General features: G+C 45.5%; 24 protein-coding genes. 14 read left to right on the top strand and 10 right to left on the bottom strand.

The features are described 5' to 3' along the window. Positions 1-170: 170 nt before the first annotated feature. Positions 171-1,427, bottom strand: a complete 1,257-nt coding sequence (locus tag FGL37_RS12135) for a deoxyribodipyrimidine photo-lyase (RefSeq protein WP_232048685.1) — start codon at positions 1,425-1,427, stop codon at positions 171-173. 396 nt (positions 1,428-1,823) lie between these two features. Between FGL37_RS12135 and FGL37_RS12140 the strand changes: the two genes are divergently transcribed. The 3 genes from FGL37_RS12140 to FGL37_RS12150 all read left to right on the top strand — a co-directional run bounded on the left by FGL37_RS12140 (position 1,824) and on the right by FGL37_RS12150 (position 5,063). Next, complete coding sequence (locus tag FGL37_RS12140; RefSeq protein ID WP_028070478.1) at positions 1,824-2,693, top strand: NAD-dependent epimerase/dehydratase family protein; 870 nt, start codon at positions 1,824-1,826, stop codon at positions 2,691-2,693. A gap of 172 nt (positions 2,694-2,865) precedes the next feature. Continuing rightward, on the top strand, positions 2,866-4,704 hold the full coding sequence (locus FGL37_RS12145) for a UbiD family decarboxylase (RefSeq protein ID WP_028070477.1): 1,839 nt from the start codon (positions 2,866-2,868) through the stop codon (positions 4,702-4,704). A 23-nt stretch (positions 4,705-4,727) separates the two neighbouring features. Further along, on the top strand, positions 4,728-5,063 hold the full coding sequence (locus tag FGL37_RS12150) for a HopJ type III effector protein (RefSeq protein WP_028070476.1): 336 nt from the start codon (positions 4,728-4,730) through the stop codon (positions 5,061-5,063). A 114-nt stretch (positions 5,064-5,177) separates the two neighbouring features. Here FGL37_RS12150 and FGL37_RS12155 read toward each other — a convergent pair whose 3' ends face one another. Further along, positions 5,178-5,639 (bottom strand): VOC family protein, encoded by a 462-nt coding sequence (locus FGL37_RS12155; RefSeq protein ID WP_028070475.1) that lies wholly within the window; start codon positions 5,637-5,639, stop codon positions 5,178-5,180. Positions 5,640-5,793: 154 nt separating this feature from the next. Then, the gene (locus tag FGL37_RS12160; RefSeq protein ID WP_037533657.1) at positions 5,794-6,369 is read right to left on the bottom strand and encodes a Crp/Fnr family transcriptional regulator; all 576 of its coding nucleotides are present in this window, start codon (positions 6,367-6,369) and stop codon (positions 5,794-5,796) included. Between the two features lie 235 nt (positions 6,370-6,604). Between FGL37_RS12160 and asnB the strand changes: the two genes are divergently transcribed. Next, positions 6,605-8,293 carry an asparagine synthase B gene (gene asnB, locus FGL37_RS12165; protein WP_028070473.1) on the top strand — a complete coding sequence of 563 codons (1,689 nt, stop codon included), beginning with the start codon at positions 6,605-6,607 and terminating at the stop codon, positions 8,291-8,293. A 213-nt stretch (positions 8,294-8,506) separates the two neighbouring features. After that, positions 8,507-10,072, top strand: coding sequence for a M20/M25/M40 family metallo-hydrolase (locus tag FGL37_RS12170; protein ID WP_028070472.1), 1,566 nt, complete (start codon positions 8,507-8,509; stop codon positions 10,070-10,072). A 55-nt stretch (positions 10,073-10,127) separates the two neighbouring features. On the opposite strand, the gene FGL37_RS12175 is transcribed toward FGL37_RS12170, so the two are convergent. Continuing rightward, on the bottom strand, positions 10,128-12,305 hold the full coding sequence (locus tag FGL37_RS12175) for a S9 family peptidase (protein ID WP_028070471.1): 2,178 nt from the start codon (positions 12,303-12,305) through the stop codon (positions 10,128-10,130). Positions 12,306-12,399: 94 nt separating this feature from the next. Next, on the bottom strand, positions 12,400-13,128 hold the full coding sequence (locus tag FGL37_RS12180) for a 3-keto-disaccharide hydrolase (RefSeq protein WP_028070470.1): 729 nt from the start codon (positions 13,126-13,128) through the stop codon (positions 12,400-12,402). Positions 13,129-13,273: 145 nt separating this feature from the next. Between FGL37_RS12180 and folB the strand changes: the two genes are divergently transcribed. From folB to FGL37_RS12195, 3 genes are all read left to right on the top strand, one after another. Continuing rightward, positions 13,274-13,639, top strand: coding sequence for a dihydroneopterin aldolase (gene folB / locus FGL37_RS12185; protein WP_028070469.1), 366 nt, complete (start codon positions 13,274-13,276; stop codon positions 13,637-13,639). Between the two features lie 49 nt (positions 13,640-13,688). After that, positions 13,689-14,399, top strand: coding sequence for an AAA family ATPase (locus FGL37_RS12190; RefSeq protein ID WP_028070468.1), 711 nt, complete (start codon positions 13,689-13,691; stop codon positions 14,397-14,399). Positions 14,400-14,675: 276 nt separating this feature from the next. Next, a complete protein-coding gene (locus FGL37_RS12195) occupies positions 14,676-15,119 on the top strand; it encodes an Hsp20/alpha crystallin family protein (protein WP_028070467.1) in 444 nt (147 codons plus the stop codon). Positions 15,120-15,234: 115 nt separating this feature from the next. Here the strand turns inward: FGL37_RS12195 and FGL37_RS12200 are convergent, their stop codons facing one another. Continuing rightward, positions 15,235-15,672 carry an acyl-CoA thioesterase gene (locus tag FGL37_RS12200; protein WP_028070466.1) on the bottom strand — a complete coding sequence of 146 codons (438 nt, stop codon included), beginning with the start codon at positions 15,670-15,672 and terminating at the stop codon, positions 15,235-15,237. 117 nt (positions 15,673-15,789) lie between these two features. On the opposite strand from FGL37_RS12200, the gene FGL37_RS12205 reads away from it, so the two are divergent. The 4 genes from FGL37_RS12205 (at position 15,790) to FGL37_RS12220 (ending at position 19,592) form a co-directional block, all read left to right on the top strand. Next, positions 15,790-16,293 (top strand): RNA polymerase sigma factor, encoded by a 504-nt coding sequence (locus FGL37_RS12205; protein WP_028070465.1) that lies wholly within the window; start codon positions 15,790-15,792, stop codon positions 16,291-16,293. Then, positions 16,283-16,924 (top strand): hypothetical protein, encoded by a 642-nt coding sequence (locus tag FGL37_RS12210; protein ID WP_028070464.1) that lies wholly within the window; start codon positions 16,283-16,285, stop codon positions 16,922-16,924. The genes FGL37_RS12205 and FGL37_RS12210 overlap by 11 nt, the downstream gene beginning before the upstream one ends. A 115-nt stretch (positions 16,925-17,039) precedes the next feature. Continuing rightward, positions 17,040-18,692, top strand: a complete 1,653-nt coding sequence (locus FGL37_RS12215) for an ABC1 kinase family protein (protein WP_051607001.1) — start codon at positions 17,040-17,042, stop codon at positions 18,690-18,692. A gap of 114 nt (positions 18,693-18,806) precedes the next feature. Next, positions 18,807-19,592 (top strand): SDR family oxidoreductase, encoded by a 786-nt coding sequence (locus FGL37_RS12220; RefSeq protein ID WP_028070463.1) that lies wholly within the window; start codon positions 18,807-18,809, stop codon positions 19,590-19,592. Positions 19,593-19,657: 65 nt separating this feature from the next. Here FGL37_RS12220 and FGL37_RS12225 read toward each other — a convergent pair whose 3' ends face one another. Together FGL37_RS12225 and FGL37_RS12230 are read right to left on the bottom strand one after the other, a co-directional pair. Further along, the gene (locus tag FGL37_RS12225) at positions 19,658-20,251 is read right to left on the bottom strand and encodes a YceI family protein (RefSeq protein ID WP_028070462.1); all 594 of its coding nucleotides are present in this window, start codon (positions 20,249-20,251) and stop codon (positions 19,658-19,660) included. Positions 20,252-20,354: 103 nt separating this feature from the next. Next, complete coding sequence (locus FGL37_RS12230; RefSeq protein WP_037533656.1) at positions 20,355-20,942, bottom strand: Crp/Fnr family transcriptional regulator; 588 nt, start codon at positions 20,940-20,942, stop codon at positions 20,355-20,357. A 277-nt stretch (positions 20,943-21,219) separates the two neighbouring features. Here FGL37_RS12230 and FGL37_RS12235 point away from each other — a divergent pair, with 277 nt between their 5' ends. Next, complete coding sequence (locus tag FGL37_RS12235; RefSeq protein ID WP_028070460.1) at positions 21,220-21,768, top strand: GNAT family N-acetyltransferase; 549 nt, start codon at positions 21,220-21,222, stop codon at positions 21,766-21,768. Here FGL37_RS12235 and FGL37_RS12240 read toward each other — a convergent pair. After that, entirely contained in the window at positions 21,765-22,166 is a 402-nt protein-coding gene (locus FGL37_RS12240) for a DUF1634 domain-containing protein (RefSeq protein ID WP_028070459.1), read from the bottom strand. The two genes, FGL37_RS12235 and FGL37_RS12240, sit on opposite strands and share 4 nt — an antisense overlap. A gap of 114 nt (positions 22,167-22,280) precedes the next feature. Continuing rightward, the gene (locus tag FGL37_RS12245) at positions 22,281-23,114 is read right to left on the bottom strand and encodes a sulfite exporter TauE/SafE family protein (protein WP_028070458.1); all 834 of its coding nucleotides are present in this window, start codon (positions 23,112-23,114) and stop codon (positions 22,281-22,283) included. 271 nt (positions 23,115-23,385) lie between these two features. On the opposite strand from FGL37_RS12245, the gene FGL37_RS12250 reads away from it, so the two are divergent. Further along, on the top strand, positions 23,386-25,899 hold the full coding sequence (locus FGL37_RS12250; protein ID WP_028070457.1) for a phosphocholine-specific phospholipase C: 2,514 nt from the start codon (positions 23,386-23,388) through the stop codon (positions 25,897-25,899). Positions 25,900-25,905 lie beyond the last annotated feature (6 nt).

Raw genomic sequence — 25,905 nt, forward strand, 5'->3', positions numbered from 1 at the left:
ACTATGAAATTTGTCAAAGTTATGAATAAAAAAAGAGTTTCTAATACTGAAATTGAATTATTTAATCAATAAATCTATCCGATTCTTAACATTTTTAGCATGATTTAAAAGGGGCCTGTAACGCACTGTAGATTTCATTTCGAGTAGCGTTATTTATTCCAGCCAGCGATTTATTTGGCGAGCCATTCATCCTCTTTAGGAAGGCCGTTTGGAAAGTGCGTTTTGATCAATTTTTGCCAGTCGAGGGCTTTGTTGTCTTTTTCGCTTGTGCCCACGCCCGCAATATGTGACCATTGACCATATACCGTAGCTGGCGAGTAGTCCAGCAGGTGCTCTTCAAACCAGGAGGCTCCCCGTAGCCAGTTGACTTGATATTCATGTACCAGATAGCTGGCAGCAATAAGCCGGGCCTGATAGGGAATATAGCCGGTTTTTTGCAGCTGCGTCATGGTGCTGTTGATAAAGTCATGTTCGGTATGGCCGGATTTCCATTTTTCAAACTCTTCTTCATTTACCGTCAGGGCCGGGATGGTCATCCCCGTACCAACCTTTGTCCCTTGTGCCTTAAAGAAGATGTTCGGGTACTTTTTGAGCATAAAACGGAAATAATCCCTCCAGAGCAATATCTCAATGATTTTCTCGAAGCGCTTGTCTTTTTTGCCCTCGCCCAATTTTTTGATATTGTTGTACAGCAAGATAGGGGAAAGAGCTCCGGAAGCGATAAAAGGGCCTAAAATCAAGGGGTCCTGCTCAGCTTCTGGATAAGTCGACAGCAGGGAATGCATGATGCTCAATGCCGTGTCCTCGCCGCCCAGGATGTAAATATCGTCTACGGAACGGATTTCTTCGTCGCTGTACCCCAGATCCTTCAAGGTTGGGATTTTGGTGTCCTCCAGATGCGGGGGGGTCAGAAAATTCGAAGGGAATGGAATCGGTTGCCGGACAGTGCTTTCCCGTTCTACTTTTTTCTTGAAAACAGAAAATCCGTTAGGAATATCTTTGATCGGAAAAGGAAGATCCTCTTTGTGGTAGAGGGTGTGTCCGATAAAATGGCGGAGGTTAATTTTGCTATTCCATAGTTCGCTTTCAACCTTTTCGGAGATCGACGTTTCGCGCAGGGCAACTTCACGATGGTGATACACCTCGTTGACCTGGTACTTTTGTGCGATCCGCGGAATAATATCTTCCGGTCTGCCAATGTATGTCAGTAGGTCGCTTCCGTGGCTACGCAGTTTTTCTTTTAGGGCAGTGACTGCCTCAATGATAAACGCTGCCCGCAGTACACCCGTGTTTAACGTGCCAAATGGATTGCGGTCAAAGTATCGGGGATCAAAACAATAGACGGGAATAATAAAAGAGCTCCTCTCGGAAGCCTGATAAAACACTTCATTGTCATGAAGTCTTAAATCATTCCTAAACCAGATCATTATTGCCCTTTTGTCCATAGAGGTGAAGATAAATACTTTTTAGTGCAGTCTATTTTCAGAAGAATTACAAATATATAAGGATATTGTGTTCCTCAAAGCTTTTAGACACGAATTGACATAAAAAGGACAAAGAAATTGGTGCTGAAGCGAAGGATGGGATAAATTTGTCCAAAAAGTCAAAATAGTCTTAAACTTATTTGACCTTTCTCTGTTCTAAAATCAGAGAATTATGATATTTGTTAGTCAGCATATTTGGAGATAAAAACCACCGCGCCTGAAGAACATATAACGTACAGGAACAACAGGGTAGAAGCTGCTCTGCTGTGGTGCCGACAGGCCGGATGCCTGAACTCGCTGCTGCCATTTAAAAGCGAATACGCAGAAATATTACTAGGGATGAAAAAGGTTTTAATCAGCGGTCTTAATACTTATTTGGGACGACGGGCATCATGTCATTTGCAGGCCAAAGATTTCGATGTCACGGGGCTGGTACGGAATCTGTCCATTTTCAATAAAATTGTGAAAGAAAGGGTGACAGCCAAGCTTTTTGAGCTTGATCTTTTGCGGAAGGGCGAAGCCTATGATAACTTTGAGGTCAGTGATGTCAATTTCGGTATCTATTTTACCCAGGTGCCTTCACTGGACAACGATATACAGCTGCAGCTTGAGCTGCTGGGGCTGCGTAACTTTATAGAAATCTGCAAAAGAGGGGGCAACAACCGTATTATTTATGTTGCCCAGCTGATGGATGAGCATTTTTTGGAGCCTGTGCGCAATCTACTGGAAGTGCTACGGGTACGGTATACCATCGTGATCAAAAGCAGTGCCATCGGCAGAGAAAGTATACTCAACCGCGTGTTTGCCAAACTGGCAAAACGGCAGACGGTATTCTACTGGAACTGGGTGGCATCCTTAAAATTCCATCCTCTTCCTTTGCTGGATGTTTATCGTTGGCTGCGTGAGATGCCTTGGGAAGATCACTTTTTTTCGGAAGTCATTTACTTGGGCGGGAATGAGGAAATCACTTTTAGAAGCCTGTTTTACCAATATCTGAACTGCACGTCCGAAACCCAGAAGCGGGAGATCGGTGTCAATAAGTTTTTTGCGAAACTTCTGCTGAGCCGTTTTAATGATATCAATAAGGAAGACATCGACGAATTTAGGCGCGTGCTGTATTATGAAAAAAATGTGGATAATTCTGCCTGGCAGAAAATTCAGCCCTTTCAGTTTACACCGCTCAAAGCTTATGTCTGTCAGGATACATGATCCTTTGGTAACTGTCCGCCGTCGGTCCCGCCAGTGGTCGTTGATTTGTATTCTTGAAACGCAAAATGCGAAGCCTGCATGAGGATAATTACATGTAAACACACAGGAATGATTGTTTACATATGGATTATTCTGTTAAATTTGTGGATTAACGGTTGGTGCAGAATAATATATGGGATACAATAGTTTAGAAGCATGTGTTGCTGATCTTGAAAAACATGGTCATTTAATCAGAATCAAAGAAGAGGTAGATCCTTACCTGGAGATGGCGGCTATTCATATGCGGGTATTTGATGTGGCCGGGCCCGCGCTTTACTTTGAAAATATCAAAGGTTCGGAATTCCCTGCGGTATCGAATCTTTTTGGGACGCTTGAGCGTTCAAAGTTTATGTTCAGAGATTCGCTGGACCACCTCAAGAAGCTCGTGGATGTCAAGATGAATCCTGCTGCCGTGCTGAAAAATCCCTTTCAGTACATCGGCTCATCCATGACTGCACTCGGTGCCTTGCCCTGGAAAAAGAAATCGGGTGCTCCGATTCTATATGGCAGGTCGAAGATCAGCAAGCTTCCGCAGATTGTCAACTGGCCCATGGATGGCGGTGCTTTTGTCACTATGCCACAAGTTTATACAGAAGATGTAGATAAGCCCGGTATCCTGCACGCTAATCTTGGTATGTACCGTATTCAGCTGTCCGGCAATGATTATGTGAAGGACCGTGAGATTGGGCTGCATTATCAGTTGCATCGGGGCATCGGTATCCATCAGACCAAAGCAAATGCGTTGGGCAGACCGCTTAAGGTGAGTATTTTCGTCGGAGGTCCGCCAGCTCACCCGTTGTCGGCGGTCATGCCGCTGCCGGAAGGACTCTCAGAAATGATTTTTGCAGGAGCGCTTGGCAACCGCAGATTTCGCTATTTTTACGATGATGAGGGATTCTGTATCTCAGCCGATGCCGATTTTGTGATTACCGGAACGGTATATCCCAATGAGAATAAACCTGAAGGTCCTTTTGGGGATCATATTGGCTATTACAGCCTGACACACCCTTTTCCGCTGATGAAGGTGCACAATGTATATCATAAAAAAAATCCCATCTGGTCGTTTACCGTAGTGGGACGCCCTCCGCAGGAGGATACTAGCTTTGGAGCACTGATCCACGAAATTACAGGAACCGCCATTCCCAAGGAGATTTCCGGGCTGCATGCTGTCAACGCCGTAGATGCTGCTGGAGTGCATCCGCTGTTATTTGCTATTGGTTCCGAACGCTATACACCTTATCAAAAGGTCGACCGACCCCAGGAGATTCTGACCATTGCCAATCAAATTCTTGGAAAAAATCAGCTGAGCTTAGCCAAATATTTATTTATATCCGCTCATGAAGATAATCCAACATTGGATATCGATGATATCCCCGCTTTTCTGAAGCATATTCTTGAACGGATAGACCCTACACGCGATCTGCATTTTCAGACCAACACCACCATCGATACCCTCGATTATTCGGGTGACGGACTTAACACAGGGTCAAAAGTGGTGTTTGCTGCTGCGGGAAGCAAAAAGCGGGAGCTACAGCGGGAGCTGCCGGCTAATCTCGATCTGCCAAGGCCGTTCAGCCGGTCCAAAATGGTGATGCCCGGTATTCTGGCGATAGAGGGACAGGCGTTCACGAGCTATGAAGAGGAGGAAAAGGTGATTGCGGAGTGGTGTCGTGCTGCTGCTGACCTTCCGTGGGAAGGACTTCCGCTGATCGTGCTGTGTGATGATGCCGATTTTACTGCAGCGACGGTGAATAATTTTGTATGGACCACCTTTACAAGGAGCAATCCGGCATTTGACATCTATGGAATTAAAAGTTTTACCGCATTCAAGCACTGGGGTTGTGAAGGACCGATCATCATCGACGCGCGTACCAAACCTCACCATGCTCCAGCTTTGATTAAAGATGCTGCGGTCGAAAGGCGGGTAGACCAACTGGGGGCCAAAGGCGGTTCATTGCATGGAATTATATAATTGACAATACTTAATCAACCCGAATGAAAACAGAAGAACTCATTGAAAGATCCAAAAGGGGGCAATTACGGTTTCAGGAAGTACTCGACCATATTGCCCTGAACTACGAGTACCGTCCAGCGGCGTTTCAGAATGGAAGCTTAAAAAACTCAGAAGCTGAAAATCAGGGGAGCGCCAAACTTTTTTATTTTGCCAGATTAAATCATCTGACGGAAGAAGACACCTTGAGGCTGTTTGCCGAACATTATCAAAATGTATTGGATAATCCTGCAGGCGAGGGTCATCAGAATATCCGGCAATTTATGGTAAACGGTTGGGATGGGGTGGTTTTTGAACAGGATGTGCTGATCAGCAAATAATAGTTTGTCAAGTGGCGCTACATGGTTACATGGCGTCCGAAATATAGCTACGATATAAGGGTGCTGCAGCAGTACCCTTATATCGTAACTGATAGACGGCGTAGCTGCAAACGTCTAGTCTTTATTGCTACAATCTTCGTCTTTGCTTCCGCCAAAATAGACCATCCAGCAGATGCCAAACTGATCCTGAAAAGAGCTGTACAGCTCCGCAAAGAACGTTTCGCCCAAGGGCATTTCTATAACTTTTGCATTGACGCTTAATGCTTCATATAGCGACCGGGCTTCCTCGCCATCGTCACACATGAGCATCACATAGGTATTGTTGCCCTGTGCATATTGCTGGCCGAAGGCTGAAATGACGTCTGCCCCCATAAGCATGCTCTCTCCGTTGATTGAAATTGCGGTATGGCAGATCTTGTTCTTTGCTTCATCAGGTATAGGTGGCATCGCGGGGTCTGCAGGAACATCACCATAACGCATAAAACCCGGATTTGTGGTATTAAAAACCTTTTCATAGAATGTGAATGCTTCTTCACAGTTGCCATCGAAATTTAAGTAAGCGTGTAATTTTGCCATGATTTCTAATTTGAATATATTGATTATTATTTCAGCTGTATTTGCTTGCGCGGTATCAAAGACGCGCTGAGCACAAAAATAACGGTCAATATAAACGGAAAACTTGTCTCAGGGCAAGAATTGAAAATACCTGCAGCTGATCGCGGTTTTTCCGCTAACTGCTGTGTACAATTTCTTTTCGGATACGGCTCAACGAGGTGTCGGTGATCCCGAGATAAGAGGCAATGTGCTTTAACGGCGCTTGCTGAATCAGAATGGGCTTTTCTTTGATCAGCCGCAGATATCTCGTAGTTGCAGGTTCAGTGATCATCGCGACCGCCCTGTTTTTGGTGTGCACCAGTTCTTTTGCCATCCACGAACGCCCCCATTCCCTGAATTCAGGAATCTGGTGAAAGAGCTCCTGAAAATCGTCAAATCGTATTTTCCATAGCTTGGTCTCTGTGAGTGCCTGAATGTTTTCAACCGTCGGGCTGCGCTGAAAAAAAGATGCTACTTCGATGACAACTTCGTGGTCACAGCAAAAATCTATCGTCACTTCATTGCCTTCATAATCGTGCAGGAATGAACGCGTCAAACCATATTCAATCAGGTAATATGCGTTAGCAACCTGACCTTTCGTCAATATAAACTCTCCTTTTTTGACCGTTATCGCCTGATGCTTTTCTTTTATGGCATTCAGCTCGTCGGGGCGGAGTGCAAGGTCACGATAAAAAGATCCTATTAGATCCATACGGGTTGTTGTCTGATTATCATGTGAATTTACTATAAATCTTCAAACCATTTTGTGATGTAGCATGTGATTATTGTAAATAAATTGGTATTTCATTGTTAATTTCATTTGGTTTAATTGTGTTTTTTAATAAAAATACAATAAAAATTAAAAATTATTATGAATTTAGTTTTTAATTGTTTTACTTTGTGTCAATAACAAAATGTAGAAACGAAATATTTAAAATTTTCATAATATGTGTGGAATTATCGGCGCTTTTGAATTAAAGCAACCTGCAGACGTATTGAGACCCCAAGTTTTGGAGATGTCCAAACGTATTCGCCACCGCGGTCCGGACTGGTCTGGTATTTTTACCGGTGAGAAAGCGTTATTGGCTCACGAGCGGTTGGCCATAGTAGATCCTAAGTCGGGCAGCCAGCCTTTGTACAGTCCTGACGGCAAAGTTGTGTTGGCTGTTAATGGTGAGATTTATAACCACCATGAATTGCGCAATAGCCTTCCCGACTATGAGTTTGCCACACAGAGTGATTCTGAAGTGATATTGGCATTGTACCTGGCCAAGGGGCCATCTTTTGTCGATGAACTGAACGGTATATTTGGTTTTGCGCTCTATGATTCAAGGGATGACTCCTTCTTTGTGGCCCGCGATCATATGGGGATTATTCCGCTTTATTATGGAAAAGATGATCAGGGGCAGTTATTCGTTGCTTCAGAGTTGAAGTCACTGGAAGGTTTTTGCGATAGCATAGCACAATTTCCTCCGGGACATTATCTGTACAGCAAATCAGGTACAGAGCCCAAGCGCTGGTATCAGCGCGACTGGGAAAGCTATGAAGCAGTGAAGGACAATGAAACGGACATTGCTGCATTGCGCAAGGGACTGGAAGATGCGGTACACCGTCAGTTGATGTCAGATGTACCCTACGGTGTCTTGCTTTCCGGGGGACTGGATTCCTCTGTGATTGCCGCGATCACCAAAAAATTTGCATCCAAACGTATTGAGACTGATGATCAGGAAGACGCTTGGTATCCACAGCTGCATTCTTTTGCTGTTGGTCTCAAAGGTGCGCCCGATCTGGTCGCTGCACAGAAAGCCGCAGAGCATATTGGTACTATTCATCATGAAATTAACTTTACGATCCAGGAAGGACTGGATGCCATCCGTGACGTCATCTATCACCTGGAGACTTACGATGTGACGACCGTACGGGCGTCAACTCCGATGTATTTACTGGCCCGCGTCATCAAATCCATGGGGATTAAGATGGTGCTGTCGGGAGAGGGTTCTGACGAACTTTTTGGTGGATATCTGTATTTTCATAAAGCACCCAATGCGCAGGAATTTCATGAGGAAACCGTACGTAAACTGAAAAAATTGTACCTCTATGACTGTTTGCGGGCAAACAAATCGCTGGCAGCTTGGGGAGTAGAAGGTCGGGTTCCTTTTCTGGACAAGGAGTTTATGGATATAGCGATGCGCATCAACCCGTCAGACAAGATGATCCGCGATGGAAGAATGGAAAAATGGGTCGTCCGTAAAGCTTTTGAGGACTATCTCCCCGAGAGCATTGCCTGGCGTCAAAAGGAGCAGTTTTCTGACGGTGTGGGCTATAGTTGGATAGATACTCTTAAAGAACAGGCTGAAAGTAAGGTTTCCGATCAGGAATTTGCAGCTGCGTCTGAGCGGTTTCCGGTCAATACGCCGAAGAACAAGGAGGAATTCCTATATCGAACAATCTTTGAATCCCACTTTCCTTCTGCCGCTGCGGCAGCTACAGTACCTTCGGTGAAATCCGTGGCCTGCAGTACGCCGGAAGCACTGGCTTGGGATGCCTCGTTCGAAAACCTGAACGATCCATCGGGCAGGGCAGTAGCTTCAGTGCACCAGGAGAGTTACGAGAAGTCAAAAGTAGAAGCAGTGTAAACAATCAACCCAACCAACTTTTATTTGCAAAGCCTAAGGAAATCTCCTTAGGCTTTTTTAGTTCTGCTCCTTGCGGCGCACATATCCACTCCGTGGACTTTCGAGGGAGCAGCTGTGCGGTAGGCAAGATGATGTAGATTATTGAATATTTTTAGTAATTTTCGTGAAAAACCAGACGAAGCCAAGCCTAGGTGTCGTAAAAAGAAAATAGAAATGAAAATACGAACGAAACAACGAAATTTAAAGTTGATCGGAGTTGCTTTGCTACTTTTCAGCAGTCCGATAATAGTTGCACAAAGCAAAGAGGCCGTCGTTGCGGCGATTGTTCAGGAAGCCAATGCGAACTCCCAGCTTGAGAACTATGCTTTTGAGCTGGTCGATATGATCGGTCCGCGGCTGGTGGGAAGTCCACAGATGCAACAGGCGCACGATTGGGTCGTCAGACAATATACAGCTTTGGGTGCCCATGCCCGCAATGAAGCTTATGGTGAATGGCGCTCTTGGGAGCGTGGTACTTCTCAGGCTACGATGACTTTTCCGAGACTGAAGTCTTTGGAAGGTACCCAATTGGCTTTTAGTCCGATGACAAAAGAAAAAGGTGTGGAAGCTGAAGTCATCGCGATGCCCATATTCCACTCACAGCCGGATTATCAGGCTTGGCTTCAGACCGTAAAAGGTAAGATCGTGCTTATCGGAATGAATCCGATCTCGGGTAGGTCTGATGCCAACTGGAAGGAGTCCGCGTCGCCCAAAAGTTACGAAAAGTATCAATCCCTGAAAACGCGGCAGCTCAGCGCCTGGGAGCAGAGTATGGCTTACACGGGGAACACGCGACGCACGTTGCCCTTGGCGCTGGAGGCTGCGGGAGCTGTTGGCGTAATCGATTCTTATTGGACTGAACTGCCGGGAATCACCCGGGTTTTTGACGCGAAGTCAAGGCAGATTCCGGTATTTAATATTGCCCTGGAGGATTATGGGTTGCTATACCGTATGGCCGAACGCGGCGTTAAGCCCCGTGTGCTGTTGCAAGGTAAATCGAAAGAGCTAGGTGTCGCAAAAACATATAATAGTATAGCGGAAATCAAAGGTAAGGGTAAACCGGATGAATATGTAGTGCTGTCTGCTCATCTTGACTCATGGGACGGGGCTTCGGGCGCAACCGACAACGCGACCGGTGTAATCACAATGATGGAAGCCGTACGTATCCTGCGAAAAGTATATCCAGATAATAAAAGGACAATTTTGGTGGGCAATTGGGGGAGTGAAGAGCAGGGTTTAAACGGTTCGTCGGCCTTTGTCGAAGATCATCCTGAAATTGTTAAGAATATTCAGGTCGTCTGGAATCAGGATAATGGAACCGGCCGGATTGTGCGTATCGGAGGAAGTGGTTTTGAGAAGGCTTATGAATATATAGGTCGCTGGCTGCAATACCTGCCGGAGGAAATACGTAATGAAATACAGACCTCCTTTCCCGGGATGCCGGGGACGGGTGGGAGTGATCACTCCTCCTTTGTGCAGCGTGGAATCCCGGCTTTTGGACTTTCGTCCACATCCTGGGATTACGGCAAGGTGACCTGGCATACGAATCGAGATACCTATGATAAAATTGTGTTTGATGAAGTTAGGCAAAATGCGGTTATCGTTGCTGTGCTGACTTATCTTGCCTGCGAGGAACCCGAATTAGTATCGCGGGATAAAATGGTGCTGCCTTTGGGTAGCGATGGGAAACCGATGGCTTGGCCCGGCAACCTGAAGGCAAAGCGCACAAGTGGCAACTAAATAAACAAGCACGGCTACTTTGAAAGAAGCCGTGCTTGTTTATTTAGTTGCTTATCTATTTTTTGAGGTGCTGATTAAAGTAATCGGCAATTTTTTCGTACATGTGAATACGGTCGCGGCCCATTACATTGTGTTCGTGGGTAGGATATAGGAAATAATCGACCTGCTTGCCTGCCTTAATACACGCCTCAATGAATTCCATGCTGTTTTGCTGCACTACGACAGGATCTTGTGCACCATGGATAATCAGCAGTCTTCCTTTCAGCTGATCTGCTTTGTTGAGTAGAGAAGTTAATTTGTAGCCTTCAGGATTTTCCTGTGGCGTGTCCATGTAGCGTTCACCGTACATGACCTCATAAAACTTCCAGTCAATGACGGGGCCTCCGGCGACTGCGGCCTTGAAGATATCATTGTGATGCAGCATAAATGAAGTTGTCATAAAGCCGCCAAAACTCCATCCAAAGATACCCATCCGTCCCTGGTCAACGAAGGGTTTGGATTTGAGGAATTCTATACCTTTAAGCTGGTCGGCCATTTCGTTCTGGCCAAGCTTGCGGTGCGTGGCCGTGTAAAAATCGCGGCCGCGGTAGTTGGTGCCACGGTTGTCCATGGTAAACACAATATAGCCTTGCTGCGCCATGTACATGTCGAAATAACCGGCGCCACCCAGCCACCTGTTAGATACCAGCTGTGAATGTGAACCGCCGTATAGGTAGTACATCACAGGGTACTTTTTTGCTGGGTCGAAGTCGTTCGGATAAATAATACGGCCTGTCAATGGATATTTTCCATCCGCGGAGGTCAGCTGGACGAATTCAATTCTAGGATTGTGGATTTTGCCGCTGAAAGGGTTCTCTGCCTTGAGTAGCTGCGTTGCCTTACCCGATTTAAGTTCTTTGATCTGTATATTGTTTGGCGTATTTAAATTACTGTACTGGTCATACAGGTATTTTCCGTCGCTGCTCACGGAGGCCAGGTGCATCCCCGGTTCGTTGGTTAGTTGTATGGTTTTTCCGGATTTGAGGTCCACTTCAAATAACTGACGGTCAAGTCCATTATTGGTGACACCTATGTAACTTATTTTATTTCCGTCGGCAGAGAAATCCAGTAGCGTTTCGAGTACAATGTCCTTGTGTCCAAGTTTTTTAACCAGCTTCCCCTCTGTATTGTAGAGGTATAACTGATTGTATCCGTCCCGGTCGGACTGATAGAGGAATTGATCTGTTTTGTTGGGTAGGAAGGTCAATGGGGTTTCAGGTTCCACCCATGTTGTTGCGGTTTCTTCAAACAGTGTTTTGATGAGGTCGCCTGTTGCCGCGTCGTATTTGTTGAATTTGAGATCGTTCTGGCCACGGTTGAGTACGCCGACGTAAACATATTTTCCGGAAGGATCCCAGGTGACCGCGGTCAGGTATTGTTCCGAGCGATCACCGGTCTGCAACGTTACTTTCTGCCCTGTCGTGGTGTTGTAAACTACTAAAGAGACTTCCTCGGATTTTTGCCCGGCCATTGGATATTTAATCCACTTAATCCCGGCGATTTTAGGGGCCCACTGGGGAAGTGGATAATTGGCTACCATGGTTTCATCCTTGCGGTAATAGAGCAGTTTGTCGTTTTGGGCACTCCACCACATTCCTTTTTTTATGCCAAATTCCTGACGGTGCGTGTAATCGCTGCCATTGACAATCCCTTTGTCTGTGTCGTTGGTTACAGTCGTTACTTTCCCGTTTTTATCAACTATAGAGATGTTGTTGTCTATCAGATAAGCTATTTTGGAGAGGTCAGGTGCTACTTCGCGGTTAGCACCCTGGCTGTCATTGCCGATAAAACTTTCAATAGTTTTGGATTTGGTGTTATAGGCGACAGTATATGCTTTGCTTTTACCGTCCACTTGCAGAAGTAAAGTATTGGCATCGCGCCACTTGTAGTCGTAGGGGAATATGCTTAAACGGAATGTTTCGTCCGGAATTGCTGTTTTCAAAGCTGCTTCGAGATCCGACTTGGAGGCTAGACTGTTTTCGTTCCAATTGTCTGCAGCGCCTTTGAAGAGTAGGTTCTGATACGATTTATCAAGATAGGAAAGCTTGTTGGTGCTTGGTATCCAGGATGGGGAAGCTATCGAAGCCGGTGCATAGGTATGGGAACCATATACAGTTTCCTCCAAATTCAGGTTTCGTTGGGCCTGGCTTGTCAGCGCGCTGGCCAACAAGAAGAATAGCGCAATTCTTTTCATCTGTTATTAAATTTTACAGGGCTAAATTAGGGAAATGGCCCTGTAAAACCTAGTACAGAATTGTTGCTTGTCTAACTGAAATTGTTGTGCAGGCTTATAGTTTTCGGATCCAGATGTTTCTAAATTGAACGAGGTCGCCGTGATCCTGAAGGATAATGGGACCTGCGCCATGAGCCACTTGCCTCGGCAGCCCGATGTATTCGGTAGTGCCATCTATCTGTGTGTTGTTCTGTACAACGACACCATTATGCAATACGGTGACTGTTCCTTTGCTGACGAGCAGGCTGTCCTTATTGAATTGGGGAGCTTTGTAGATAATATCGTAGACATGCCATTTGTCCGGAGCGATGACCTGTGCCAGCGGAGGACGCTGCTTATAAATGCTGCCTGCGCCGCCATTGACATAGGTCGGATTGTTGTCATTGTCCAGTACCTGAATCTCGTAAAGGCCCTGAAGGAAGATGCCACTATTGCCACGGCCCTGGCCTTCACCTTTGATCACCGCTGGGCTTTTCCATTCGATGTGTAACTGGAAATCGGTAAAATGTTCAGTCGTCTCAATGTTTCCGGTGCCCGGCTTTACTTCGAGGACATTGTTGGCCACAGTCCAGTTTGCTTTGCCTTTTTCACTTTTCCATTTGCTAAGATCTTTTCCGTCGAAAAGCACGAGGGCATCGCTCGGTATGCCGTGATCGATCCTTACGGTCGGTGGGACAGGAGTATAATATTCTGTATCGATGGGCTTCATATTGGTCTGAGCCTGCAGCGATACTGCGGCACATACTAGGACAACTGCTAATGTTGATGGTCGTGAAAAATTCATCTGTTTGGTTTTTGGTATGGTTAAACTTAGAAAAAAATGTTTTTAAATGCAATTATAATTTCAGATGGATGTGAATGACTTTTTCCGTAGTCCAGGTAGTCAGTGCGATGTTTTCAGGTATCAAACAATTTGCTTAGGTTTGTGCATGGCAAGCATTTTACAGACTGTATCACTTAAAGAAGCGCGATTTTTCGCTCCAATCGGTTATTATGAGGAAGAGCAGATTGTCGGCAATGAATTCTACGTGTCCATCGATGTGTGTTTTGCATTTCACGCTGGCGAGACAGACGATTTGGGCAATACCCTCAACTATGAGGAACTCTATCGCATCGCGGCCAAGATCATGGCGCCGAGAAGGAGGTTGCTGGAATCGGCTGCGGCTGAGATACTCGAGGAGATCCGTCAGTCGGTAGGCTATGCTGAAATGATTGAAGTTGTGATCCGGAAGTCAAATCCGCCGTTTGGTGGCGATCTGTCCAGCTCGCAAGTGAGCCTGAGGTATAATCGTTAATCATTTGCCCAGCGTCAGTAAGACGGACCCCATATTATACGAAATAGAAATGAATATTTACGATCTTGTTATAGCGGATAAGGAAAAGATTTCGCTAGAAGATGTCTTTCTCGAAGCTGAAAGCCGGGAGAAGCTTGGACAGCTCATAAAGGAGCATCGCTATATCCGCGAACTTGCCCGGTATGGACTGCCGGTCAGCAACAAGGTTCTGCTGCACGGGTACTCCGGCTGCGGTAAAACAACGACGGCAAAAGCTCTTGCTACAGCACTGGATAAGCCTATATACGTGCTGAATCTGAGTAATCTGGTTTCCTCGCGGATAGGAGAGACTTCTCAGCATATCAAGCAGGCGTTTGACAAAGCGGGGCGTGAAAAAGCGGTGCTTTTTCTGGACGAATTTGACCAGATCGGCAAAGCGCGCATCAGCGAAGAAAAAGACGTGGGCGAAATGCGGCGTCTCGTGAATACCATTATTCAGCTGATGGATTATTTTCCCGCCGAAGCCGTGCTGGTCGCTGCGACCAATCATCCCGAGATTCTGGATGCCGCTGTTGTCAGACGCTTTCAGTTGCGTTTAGCCTTCGAACTACCCGACGATGCGCAGCTTGATGCCTATTATAATCGTCTATTTGCGCCGTTTCCGCATTACGCCAGTGTGGTGCCAAGAATTTACGGCGTTTCGTTTGCAGAGGCAAAAGACTATAGTTATGATGCGGTCAAGTCGCTGCTTATAGCAGAATTGGAGCAGGTGGGCGAGTGACGGGATGCAACGGATACAATGTCAAATTTTGGAGGACCCTCGAAACAGTTTATTGTCTAAAACGTTATTCATCAAGGGAGGGTTTATGTGCTTCATCATTTAATACCGGCCAATATAGACGTTCTTTATAGCGAAACAAAGACAAAATGACAGTTTAAATTATATTTTTGTGTCATTTTGTCTTTGTTTTGTTGCTGGTATGCAAATTGAATACCTCCTAGAAAACAAGTTAGAAAAATAAAAGCTTAACAATATCAAAATTAGGAGGACAAAAAAATGGCATTAATTAAATTCCCAACAAAAAGTTTGAATACTGACGCAGTAAATCCATTTGTAAATACTGTATTTGATAATCTGTTCAATGATAACTTTATTTCGGACCGTTTGGTGTCGCGTGTTCCGGCGGTGAATATTTCCGAAACTGAAAAGTCATTTAAAATCGAGATGGCTGCTCCGGGCTTAGATAAGTCAGATTTCAAAATCAATGTGGATAAGAATCTGATTACGATTTCAGCAGAGAAGAAAGAAGAGCAGACCAGCGAGGAAAAATTGTATAGCAAAAAAGAGTTCAACTATACATCATTTTCAAGATCATTTACTTTACCAGATACAGTAGATTATAGCAATATCGAAGCAGCTTATGAGGGTGGTATTCTGGTGTTGACCCTAGGCAAGAAAGAAGACGCGATTATTGCAAAACGTCTGATCGAAGTAAAATAATATTGTAGCAGCGCGGCTATGTCCCAGCAGTGGCAGCGATCATAAGAAAAATAGTTTTTAGGTTTAGTTTATGTTTTGATCCCTCGGAACTTCTTTAGGTACCGAGGGATTTTTTTTATCCCAACTCTTCGTATTCGGGTGCCCGCGGTACTTTCGCCAAGTAGGGCTCCATTTCCTCGGGCAACTTTGTCAATTTGCGCTGTTTTAGGTCGAGCCAGGCGCCGTCGACATGCACCGTACAGCACAATGTGCCGTCCTGACGATAAACCTTGTGGGTAAAGGAAAAACGGCTATTTGATTTATTGTACTTCGTCATTTCGACTTTGACTTTTACATATTCGTCGAGATGTACTTCTTTGGAGTAGATCAGCTCTTCCCGGAATAAAATAGGCCCGATCTGATAAGCAGCAAAATTATCGAGTGAAAATCCCATTTTATGGAGCATGTTGCTGCGCGCCTGTGCGCAGATATCGGCATATGCGGAATGGCGCATGTGCCGATTGGCATCAATCTGTGCCCAGATGACCTGTCCTTCGTAAAATATATTTTCCATATTAACTTGATTTGCCTCCTTTTTAAGAACAATTTACATAATTTTAAGCGAAGCTGTAACACTTTGTTTGTTTGCGATACTTATTGCCAGTAACATTGCATAAAGAAAATTTGCTAAGTGAACCAACCGGAAATAGAATTTCTTAGATTGATTGATGAAAATAAAGGAATAATCGTCAAGGTGACCCGTATGTATATGGATGATCACGAAGGGCGGCAGGACCTTTATCAGGAAATTGTTTATCAATTGTGGAAGTCATTCGGGACATTCAGGCAGCAGAGTAAATTTTCAACATGGATGTACCGCGTGGCGTTAAATACCGCGATGGTCTTTCTGAAGAAAGAAAAGAAACATCAGCAACATGATCCGCTCGAAGAACGACACGACTATGCGGAGGAGGCGTACAACACCGATAAAGATGAGCAGCTACGGCTGTTCTATCAGGCAGTGCATGAACTTAATGCTGTGGAGAAAGCCCTGATCTTCCTATTTCTCGAAGGACAGAGCCATCGTGAGATTGCAGCCCATTTAGGGATTTCGGAAGTGAACGCACGGGTAAAATTAAATCGTACAAAAGAACGGATTCAACAGATCATTAAAAAATACAGCTATGAATTTTGATGAATTAAAAAAATCTTGGCAAGAACAGTCTACAGAAGAGGATCTGCATAATCCCAATCTTCAGCAATATAAGGAAGTCGGTAATATCATGGCCAAACTGCGAAGGAATATTAAGCGGGAATTTGTTTCCTGGCTGCTATGTGTGATTTTCCTGATTGCGGTGCCGATGTTGCCATTTTACAAGATCCAGGGCTATGCTGCCTTTGCTTATTATTTTTTTATCGTACAGATATGTTTATCGAGTCTGCTGTACTACCGCCGGTTTTATTACCTAATCAAAAGTGCCGGGCAGATCGAACTGCTGGCGTCCAGGGAACATTTGCTCAAGTTATACTATGATTTAAAGTACGCGGTTGAAACCTATCGCATAGTAGCTTATGTGATGATTCCGCAGGCATTGTTTTTATATCTGATCATGATTGGACGGAACAAAGCAATAGAGTGGTTTGAAAAATTGTATCACTTTAAGGAAACCTACCAGCAGGATCCTGATTTTATTTTATGGATGATTCTTTCGGCCATTGCGTCTATTGCTATCATTGCCGTGATTACCGAGCTGATGATCCGCTATTACTACGGCGATTATGTTAAACAGATTAAAGAGAATCTGGATCAGATGGAATCCGATTAGTCTATCTTCTCGATAAGAGGCAGCTAACCCCGGAATTTTTACTTTCTGCCTACTATGTTGCGAAAAAGGTAAGGTTTTTGTTTCGTATCTTGTTTGGAGAAAATCCGTGTCCACTATGTATAATCCGACCAAGAAACTACAGCGCAGTTCCCAGATCTTAAGTATATTGGCCAAGTATGGCTTTAAGGATGCAATTGCCAGATTGCCCTGGAAAGGACCGCGGGCAAGTATTGAACGTAATATTGATGTCGACAACATCAGTGTTTATGCGCGTATTCGCATGGCTTTGGAAGAGCTGGGGCCTGCATTTGTTAAACTGGGACAGTCTGCTTCAACGCGCGAAGGACTATTGCCCAAGGATCTTGTGGAGGAGCTCAAACGTCTTGAAGACCATGTGCCTGCCTTTGATGTAGATATCAGGTCTTATCTGGCGGAAGAGCTTGATCTGGACGTTGAATCAACTTTCCGGGACATTGAGTCCAAACCTTTCGCCGCAGCATCTATAGCGCAGGTATACAGGGCTACCTTGGTCGATGGCAGTAAGGTCGTACTGAAGGTGCGCCGGCCTGGGATAGATGAGGTGATGCGCTGCGACCTTGCCCTGATGCGCGATATTGCCAGGATATTGACAATGTATAATGAGGTGTTGGAAAATCTAAATCTGTCGCTTATTGTCGAGTCATTCGCCATGACCTTGCAGGAGGAAATGTCGCTGGTCATTGAGCGTCATAATATTGAACGTTTCAGCAAAAATTTTAAGGGTAACAAACTGGTCAAGGTGCCGCGGGTATATGCCGATCTGTCTTCGGACCGTGTGCTGTGTATGGAATTTCTTGATGGGTTTAAAGTGACCGACTTGGAAGAGATCAAACGTCGCGGCATGGATGTGCAGACTCTGGTCAAGAATGGTATTGACCTGTATCTGGAGCAGGTTATTATCCATGGTTTCTTTCATGGTGATCCGCATCCGGGCAATATGATGGTCATGCCTGATGGACGTATTGCCTTTCTGGATTTCGGAAATATGGGTAAACTGCTGGGCATAGACCGCCAGCAGCTGGAAGAATTTATACAGTCTGCAATCTCCGAAGATGCTGTACGGCTGGCGGACGTGATCGAAGATGTCGCTGTGGTCAGCCATATACCCGACCGGAGCCAGTTTGAGCGCGCTTTGTATGAAATATTCGATTTGATTGACAATGTTTCCTTGGGTGATCTCAGCCTCGATATTTTATTCAACAAGCTGTGGAAGGTCATTGGCGATAACCGTCTGTATTTTCCCGAGTATATTTATCAGTTAATGCGCGGTATTTCCCTGATGGAGGGTATCGGCCGGCAACTGTATCCGGATCTCAATATCATGGAGAGCATCAGGCCTTTCGCGCGGCGGATTATGCGGGAACGGCTCTCGCCTGAAGCCATGTTCAAAAAAGGAAAACATAAGGTGGAATCTTTTGCCCGTGATGTCGAAAAACTTCCGGAAGATATGCGGGCTTTGGTTCGATTGTTCCGGACGGGAAATTTCACGTTAAACCACCGGCTGATCAGCGCCCGTTCCTTTAATGCCATTTTTCGTAAAGGTGTTAACCGGATCGTAATTGGTATTATGTTTATGTCCCTTAATCTCTTGGGAGGGATGGTTATTGTTGCCCGGATTGAGCCCAAATGGTGGGGAATTCCGGTGTTTGCCTGGATATGTTTGGGATCAGCCTGGGTTTTTGCCGTGTATCTGTTTGTCGCCATGATCCGAGCCAAGGATCATGATTAATGAAAAGATGCAGGGCTGCAGGTGAGCATATTGCTCCAATCTGCGTATGCGTAGAGCAGCGATGTCGCGAGGAAGGTCGCATTATTTGGAACGTAAATGTAGGACAATTATAATATGGAAATTAATCTTATCGGAAAAAAGGCGCTGATTGGCGCCAGCTCAACGGGCATCGGGGCAGGGATTGCCCGTGTGTTGGCTTCCTGCGGAGCTTCTGTCACGCTGGCCTCACGCAATGAAGAGAAATTACAACGTACCTGTGAAAGCCTTGACGCTTCAAAGGGACAGCGACATCAGTATATTATTGTCGATTATAACGATCACGAAGCTTATAAGGCACAGGTAGATCGTTATTTTGAGGGGAATAAGGTCGATATCCTGGTCAATAATTCCAACGGTCCTAAAGCAGGAAAAATTGATGAGAAGAATCTCGCCGATTACCAGCATGCTTTCGAACTGCTGTTCCAGAATCATTGCTATACGACCTCATGCGCATTGCCTTATATGCTTGCCAGCGGTTACGGTCGTATTATCAATGTGTCGTCTTCGACTGTCAAAGAACCGGTATCTAATCTGGTCTTATCCAACACAGTGCGGACAGCACTGATGAGCTGGAGCAAGTCGCTGTCGGCTGATGTCGCTAAAGATGGCGTTACGGTGAATAGTATCCTCACTGGCCTGTTTGATACGGAAAGAATTCAGTCGTTGACGAATCTTGATGCGCAGCGCCTGGGCATATCCTACGGGGAAGCCTTGCAGCAACGGCTCCAACAGGTGCCTGCCGGACGTTTGGGCAAACCCGAAGAGTATGGTTATCTGGTAGCCTTCATCTGTTCGGAGTATGCGAATTATCTGACGGGGACCAATATCCCGCTGGATGGCGGCATGTTAAAAGGTTTTTAATAAAAAACGGCTCTTCCATTGTTGAGGAAGAGCCGTCCCAGTTTGTGTGATTTAGAATTCGTTGACTAGTTTAACACCAATTCCGTATTGACGACGATGTCTACGTCTGAAGCAACGGCTTCTACACCTGATGGTAACTTGTCATTATATTTTATTCCGAAGTCCTGGCGGTTAATTTTTGTCCTGGCGGTAAACCCAGCACGTGTTTTTCCCCAGGGGTCGGTAATGATACCGCCATTTTGGGTCACGTCGAAGGTCACGCGCTTAGTCACGTCGCGGATGGTCAGATCAGCGACCATAATATATTGGCCTTTCAGTTTGGCACTTTTGAATGTAACGGACTTCAATGTCATTTTGGGGAATTTATCCGCAGCAAAAAAATCATCCGTTTTTAAATGGTTGTCACGTGCTTCAATACGGGTATTGATGCTGTTGACATCAATGGAAAAGTTAACTTTTGCATTGTTGAAGCTTGTTCCGGTAGCTGTTTCTACGCTTCCTTCAACTTTGGTGAACTCGCCGTCAACAAAGCTTATTCCCAAGTGTTTCACATCAAAGCGGGCATTGGTATGTGCAGGGTCTGCAGACCATTTTACTTGCGCCACAGCGACATTAACCATTAATACCGACAGGGCTAAAAATTGGAAAAATCTATTCATGTTGTTTTCTATTTATTTATCAAACCGTTAATTGTTCAAAATGTTTGTTTGAACAAGCTTTTGCAAAGGTGAGATAAACGGAGCGGGAAAACATTGATGTAGGTCAAGAATTTCGGTTGGGCTTTAATATCTGTCTTTTTAAGCGGCTTAGGAATTCTTGCGTGACGCCGAGATAAGAAGCCAACTGCATATTGGATATACGCGGGTAGATCTTAGGATAGCGTTGGATAAAGTCCAGATAGCGCTCCTGTGCCGTAAAACCGATGCTGGAAATGATTCGGTGCTGAGCAGCGACTTGTGCGCGCTGGGCCATAATCCGGGAAAGCTTTTCGAAGATCGGGTGGTCCTCATAAAGCTTGTCTTTATCCTGTTTAGAAAGGGTGAGCACGACTGAGTCTTCCAGGGCCTGAATATTCTGCAATGCCGGCTCCTGATAATTGAAGCTGGCGATATCTCCGATCCACCAATCTTCGATGGCAAATTGTAGGATATGCTCTATACCGTCGGCAGTGACGTAGAATGATTTAAAGAGGCCGTTGACAACATAGGCTTCATGATGGCAGATTTCGCCTGCGCGTAGAAAGTATTCCTTTTTCTTGAACGTTCTGACCTGATAACGGGAAATGATATCATTGAGCTCTTCTTCGCTAACTTTGATGCGCTGTTTTACAAATTCTTTGAATTGTTCCATAGACAGCGTAAAATACGAAATTTTGTTATGTGAAAGAAGAGTAAGCTTATTTTGACCAAAAGAACATCGTGGCATCACGAAAAATTTTGTTCAACGGACGGGGATAGTCTCCTACGGAGGCAACCGTATGGTTCGGATGTAGGATGGACAAACATTTTGGTGTAATATTTGACCGGAATGAAGAGAATTAAACTGAGTTTCATCAATAATTGGTATCTTTTGTTGAAAATTGATCGATTCACCAGCTTTTCAAAGCTATCTAATAGTAAACATTCGCATGAAATTTGTAGCACCGAATACACTTGAAAATGAAAAGGTCACCTTGAGATTGATTGGCCCCAAGGACTTTGACCGGCTTTATCAAGTTGCCCAAGACCCATTGATATGGGAGCAGCATCCCAATAAAGACCGCTGGAAGAAGGAGGTATTTCGTACTTTTTTTGAATCCGCTCTAGACAGCAAGGCTGCTTATCTCATATTGGACAAGGCGACGGGAGAATGTATTGGGAGCACGCGGTATTACGGGTTAAATGAGACCGAAAGATCCATCTTTGTCGGCTTCACGTTTTATGCCCGTGCTTATTGGGGAAGCGGAATCAACCCCCTGGTTAAAGAAATGATGTTTGATTTTGCTTTCAACTTTGTGGATACGATTTTGCTACATGTGGGTGCTGAAAATTATCGCTCGCAAAAGGCTGTGGAACGCCTCGGTGCCCACAGGGTCGCTGAGCGGATTGTGGCTTATGCCAACGAACCTGAACGGCGAAACGTTGAATATGCACTGCAGAAAAACACCTGGCTGCGGCGCAGACGGAATACAGATTAACCTTTCACTCCACTAAGTATGCTCCCGATAATCACTGCCAGTACAATCAGCGTGATGATGATATAGAGCCGGTCCTTTTCGATGACAAAGCCGAACAGTGATCCGATAACCCGGACGATAGGTGTGCAGATCAATAGGAGCACACCGAGTTGGATCAACTGTGGAACACTTCCCGCAAATGCACCGGTAAGGATACCTGTGATCGTTGTGTTGGCATTGCTCTCGCCGATAAAATCCTTATAATCCGGCACCTGTTCCTGACCATGTACAATCAGATATAAAACACCGCTGATGACCAATAGGGATGAGGCTAGGATAACGCCTGTCCGTAAGATCTGTCCAACCAGCAATGAGATATCTTTGTCGCCCCAATAATGTTTTGAAAATACCTGTTTCATCTCTTTGTTTTATTTTTTTATAGGTCATGAGTTTGTGAATACCTCTCTTTTTCCGGATTCGCGGTCTGTTCGGCTGACCGTATCGTATTGCATAAGTGGCACACTTCTGTGTGGTTAGAACTTTTGTTGAAATCCGTTGAAAATCATTTCCAGAGCAACCAGGGTGATGGCAATGGCAAAAATAATCCGTAGTGTTTTGGGATTCATTCGCTTCAGCAGCTTCGAACCGGTAATAGCTCCGCAGAGTACCCCGAGTATGACGGGAAAGGCAATGCCCGGGTCCATATATCCCCTTTGAAGATACACGACAGCGGATGCGGCAGCGGTGACTCCGATCATAAAGTTGCTCGTTGTCGTACTGACTTTGAACGGAATTTTCATCATACTGTCCATCGCAAGTACCTTAAGCGATCCCGAGCCTATACCCAACAGGCCGGAAAGAATACCCGCCACACCCATGAGTGAAAATCCGCCGACCACGTTTGTCAATTTGTAAGGAACCAGTTTACCACCGGCAGGATAGGTGCTGTTGAGTTTTAATTTTTCGGCTAAGGCCGAACCACCCGAAAGGGCGTGTTCATTTTTCTTGCGAACAGTCATAGCTGCCGAAAATATCAATACCACACCGAAAATAATAGCGATGGTATTGGTCGGCATATAGATAGCGATAATAGCGCCAATCACGGCGCCCACTGTGGTTGCAATCTCCAGAAACATCCCCAGACGAATATTGGTGATCCCCTCTTTGACGTAGGCTGTAGCGGCACCCGACGATGTGGCTATGGATGCCAGTAAGGCAGCTCCTATTGCGTAGCGGATATCCACGTGGAAGAGAAGTGTCAGCAGCGGAATGACAACGACTCCTCCACCAAGGCCCGTCAGTGATCCCAAAAGTCCTGCGATAAAAGCACCTAAAAGGAGGATGAGTGTGAAGGTGAGAATAGTCATATCTGTTTGTTTGTTGATCCAGGAGCAATGCTAGCCCGTGGAAGAAATTTGCTGTAAACTTACAGGCTTTTTGTTGTTTTCTGAAACTTTCAACAGGAATAGATACAAATGTTACATGCTGAATGCAGTTTGCGCGCCCTAAAGGTGCATCCTGCTATGTTTCGGGGACTTGCTTGAGAAACTGAGTACGCTGTAACATAAGATTTACACGAAGAAATATGAAACAAAAAGAAATGTAAGTAGATTCAAATCGAAATTATAACTAAACATTATGGAAAGCAGAAGAGAGTTTCTAAGAAAGACTTTGCTATTTTCAGGAGCCGCAGGTATCGCTAGTTTCATGCCCGCCTCCATCCAGAAAGCCTTTGCTATAAATCCGGAACCGGGGAGTAGTTTTCTGGATGCCGAGCATATCGTTATCCTGATGCAGGAGAATCGGTCTTTTGATCATACATTGGGTAGCCTGGCAGGGGTACGTGGTTTTAATGATCCGCGTTCGGTACGGTTGCCGAATGGTCTGCCAGTATGGTATCAGACCGACAGGGAGGGGAGGGTATTTGCCCCTTTCCGCTTGAATCTTAAAGAAAGTAAAGTGACTTGGATGGGGTCTCTTCCGCACAGCCGCGCGAGTCAGGTAGATGCCTTTAATCAGGGGCGATATGATCAGTGGCTGCCAGCCAAGCAGTCGGGAAATAAACAATATGCTGCGATGCCGCTTACTTTGGGTTATTTCACCAGGGAGGATCTGCCTTTCCACTATGCTCTCGCAGATGCTTTTACGGTATGTGACCAGAATTTTTGTTCGGGCATGACCAGCACGACCCCCAACCGTTCGTTTTTCTGGACGGGCAAGATCACCGAGATGAAAGACGGGCTGCAGAAAGTCAATATCCGGAATGATGATTACAGCTATGGAAAAATGACTTGGGAGACCTTTCCGGAACTGCTTGAAAAGAACAGTATCAGCTGGCGTTTTTATCAGAACGAAACGAGTTGCGGGGGTGGTCTGACGGGCGAAGAGCGGGCATGGTTGTCGAATTTTGGCTGCAACCTGCTTGAGTTTTTCCAAGCTTATCAGGTGAAATTCAAGGATACCTATATCAGTAACCTCGAGGCACAGGTGCGTGATCTGCCCGGACAAATCGCTGCCTTGGAGGAACGTTCGCCCGAATCGGAGTCGCAGGCAGAAAAAATCCGTGCGGATATCCGGAAGAAAAGTGAGGTGCTCGGCCGAGCGGAAGCAGAGCTGAAATCGTATAATGCTGCAAATTACGAAAAGCTGAGCGACTTCACTAAATCGCTAAATCAGCGGGCCTTTACGGTCAATAAGGGAGATAATAATTATCGTAAACTGGATACACTCGGATTTGGCGAAAAGGGTAAAAAGCGGACGCTGGAAGTACCTAAAGGAGATGTGCTCTATCAGTTTAGAAAGGATGTTGACAACGGTACACTGCCCGCAGTATCCTGGCTGGCCGGCCCTAAGAATTTTTCAGATCATCCCAGTGCTCCATGGTATGGTGCCTGGTATGTTTCGGAGGTGCTGGATATCCTCACAAAAAATCCAGAAGTATGGAAGAAAACAATCTTTATTATCACCTACGACGAGAATGATGGTTATTATGATCATGTGAAGCCTTTTGTGGTTCCTGACCTCAAAAAGGCAGACACGGGTGCCTGTTCAGCGGGGATTGATACGGAGGTCGAGATGGTACGTCTGACCAACGAACTCCAACAGGGAATTCCGAAGAAACAGGCTCGCGAGGCGGCGATTGGACTCGGGTTTCGCGTGCCAATGTATATTGTCTCGCCCTGGTCAAGGGGTGGCAAGGTGTGTTCACAGCTCTTTGACCACACTTCGACATTGCAGTTTCTCGAATCTTTTTTTAGCAACAAGTACAAAAAAGACCTCCGTCTGGAAAACATCAGTAGCTGGCGAAGGACGATCTGTGGCGATTTGACTGCTGCATTCACTCCATTTACCGAGAAGGAAGAAAACCTTCCTTTCTTAAACCGGAATTCTTATATCGAAACCATTTACAATGCACAATTTAAGGGCAACCCCGCAGGTTTTGTTGAAATCGATGATCTCAATAAGGTAAAAAAAGAAGTATGGACGGCAAAATTCAACCGTGTGCAGGAATCCGGCATCCGTAAATCACCGACGTTGCCCTATGCGCACGATGCGGAGGCTTATGTAAGCAATGGAAAATTTAAGCTAATGATGCAGGTAGATACAGCAATCTTCGGCAAACGGACCAGCGGAGTGCCCTTTAATGTTTATAGCCCAAAAACGTACCGTGACAGCGAGGGGAGGACAGAGCGCTATCGGAACTGGAATTTCGCAGTCAGTGCAGGAGATCAGTTGCTTTACCAGTGGGATCTCAGCAGGTTTGAAGGTTCAGATTATGCTTTTGAGCTACATGGCCCAAATGGTTTTTACCGACGCTTTACAGGTCAAAAAAATGCGCCTGCTGTCTCAGCAGCCATCTCGCCGGAACTGAAGCCGCTGACTAAGACACCGACAGGCAAGTTGCGGCTTGTTGTTAGAAATCGGGAAAGCCAGCCGGTGAAAGTTGAAATTAAAAGCTTAAATTACCAAAACTATAAATCTATAATGGACATTGGGGCAGGCAAGGAGATTGTGCTGTCTTTGGACATTGCCACACAGGGCAACTGGTATGATCTGTTGGTCATGGGGCAGGGGAGTGCCAACTTTGCCATACAGCTGGCAGGCAGACTCGAAACAGGTGTAGAGACTACAACAGATCCCCTGCTCGCTTGATGCTGT

The organism is Sphingobacterium thalpophilum (assembly GCF_901482695.1).
Taxonomy (GTDB): Bacteria; Bacteroidota; Bacteroidia; order Sphingobacteriales; family Sphingobacteriaceae; genus Sphingobacterium; species Sphingobacterium thalpophilum.

Excerpts from the sequence above, each read along its gene's own strand:
- FGL37_RS12135 (WP_232048685.1), bottom strand. The coding sequence starts at position 1,427 with ATGATCTGGTTTAGGAATGATTTAAGACTTCATGACAATGAAGTGTTT.
- FGL37_RS12140 (WP_028070478.1), top strand. The coding sequence starts at position 1,824 with ATGAAAAAGGTTTTAATCAGCGGTCTTAATACTTATTTGGGACGACGG.
- FGL37_RS12145 (WP_028070477.1), top strand. The coding sequence starts at position 2,866 with ATGGGATACAATAGTTTAGAAGCATGTGTTGCTGATCTTGAAAAACAT.
- FGL37_RS12150 (WP_028070476.1), top strand. The coding sequence starts at position 4,728 with ATGAAAACAGAAGAACTCATTGAAAGATCCAAAAGGGGGCAATTACGG.
- FGL37_RS12155 (WP_028070475.1), bottom strand. The coding sequence starts at position 5,639 with ATGGCAAAATTACACGCTTACTTAAATTTCGATGGCAACTGTGAAGAA.
- FGL37_RS12160 (WP_037533657.1), bottom strand. The coding sequence starts at position 6,369 with ATGGATCTAATAGGATCTTTTTATCGTGACCTTGCACTCCGCCCCGAC.
- asnB (WP_028070473.1), top strand. The coding sequence starts at position 6,605 with ATGTGTGGAATTATCGGCGCTTTTGAATTAAAGCAACCTGCAGACGTA.
- FGL37_RS12170 (WP_028070472.1), top strand. The coding sequence starts at position 8,507 with ATGAAAATACGAACGAAACAACGAAATTTAAAGTTGATCGGAGTTGCT.
- FGL37_RS12175 (WP_028070471.1), bottom strand. The coding sequence starts at position 12,305 with ATGAAAAGAATTGCGCTATTCTTCTTGTTGGCCAGCGCGCTGACAAGC.
- FGL37_RS12180 (WP_028070470.1), bottom strand. The coding sequence starts at position 13,128 with ATGAATTTTTCACGACCATCAACATTAGCAGTTGTCCTAGTATGTGCC.
- folB (WP_028070469.1), top strand. The coding sequence starts at position 13,274 with ATGGCAAGCATTTTACAGACTGTATCACTTAAAGAAGCGCGATTTTTC.
- FGL37_RS12190 (WP_028070468.1), top strand. The coding sequence starts at position 13,689 with ATGAATATTTACGATCTTGTTATAGCGGATAAGGAAAAGATTTCGCTA.
- FGL37_RS12195 (WP_028070467.1), top strand. The coding sequence starts at position 14,676 with ATGGCATTAATTAAATTCCCAACAAAAAGTTTGAATACTGACGCAGTA.
- FGL37_RS12200 (WP_028070466.1), bottom strand. The coding sequence starts at position 15,672 with ATGGAAAATATATTTTACGAAGGACAGGTCATCTGGGCACAGATTGAT.
- FGL37_RS12210 (WP_028070464.1), top strand. The coding sequence starts at position 16,283 with ATGAATTTTGATGAATTAAAAAAATCTTGGCAAGAACAGTCTACAGAA.
- FGL37_RS12215 (WP_051607001.1), top strand. The coding sequence starts at position 17,040 with ATGTATAATCCGACCAAGAAACTACAGCGCAGTTCCCAGATCTTAAGT.
- FGL37_RS12220 (WP_028070463.1), top strand. The coding sequence starts at position 18,807 with ATGGAAATTAATCTTATCGGAAAAAAGGCGCTGATTGGCGCCAGCTCA.
- FGL37_RS12225 (WP_028070462.1), bottom strand. The coding sequence starts at position 20,251 with ATGAATAGATTTTTCCAATTTTTAGCCCTGTCGGTATTAATGGTTAAT.
- FGL37_RS12230 (WP_037533656.1), bottom strand. The coding sequence starts at position 20,942 with ATGGAACAATTCAAAGAATTTGTAAAACAGCGCATCAAAGTTAGCGAA.
- FGL37_RS12235 (WP_028070460.1), top strand. The coding sequence starts at position 21,220 with ATGAAATTTGTAGCACCGAATACACTTGAAAATGAAAAGGTCACCTTG.
- FGL37_RS12240 (WP_028070459.1), bottom strand. The coding sequence starts at position 22,166 with ATGAAACAGGTATTTTCAAAACATTATTGGGGCGACAAAGATATCTCA.
- FGL37_RS12245 (WP_028070458.1), bottom strand. The coding sequence starts at position 23,114 with ATGACTATTCTCACCTTCACACTCATCCTCCTTTTAGGTGCTTTTATC.
- FGL37_RS12250 (WP_028070457.1), top strand. The coding sequence starts at position 23,386 with ATGGAAAGCAGAAGAGAGTTTCTAAGAAAGACTTTGCTATTTTCAGGA.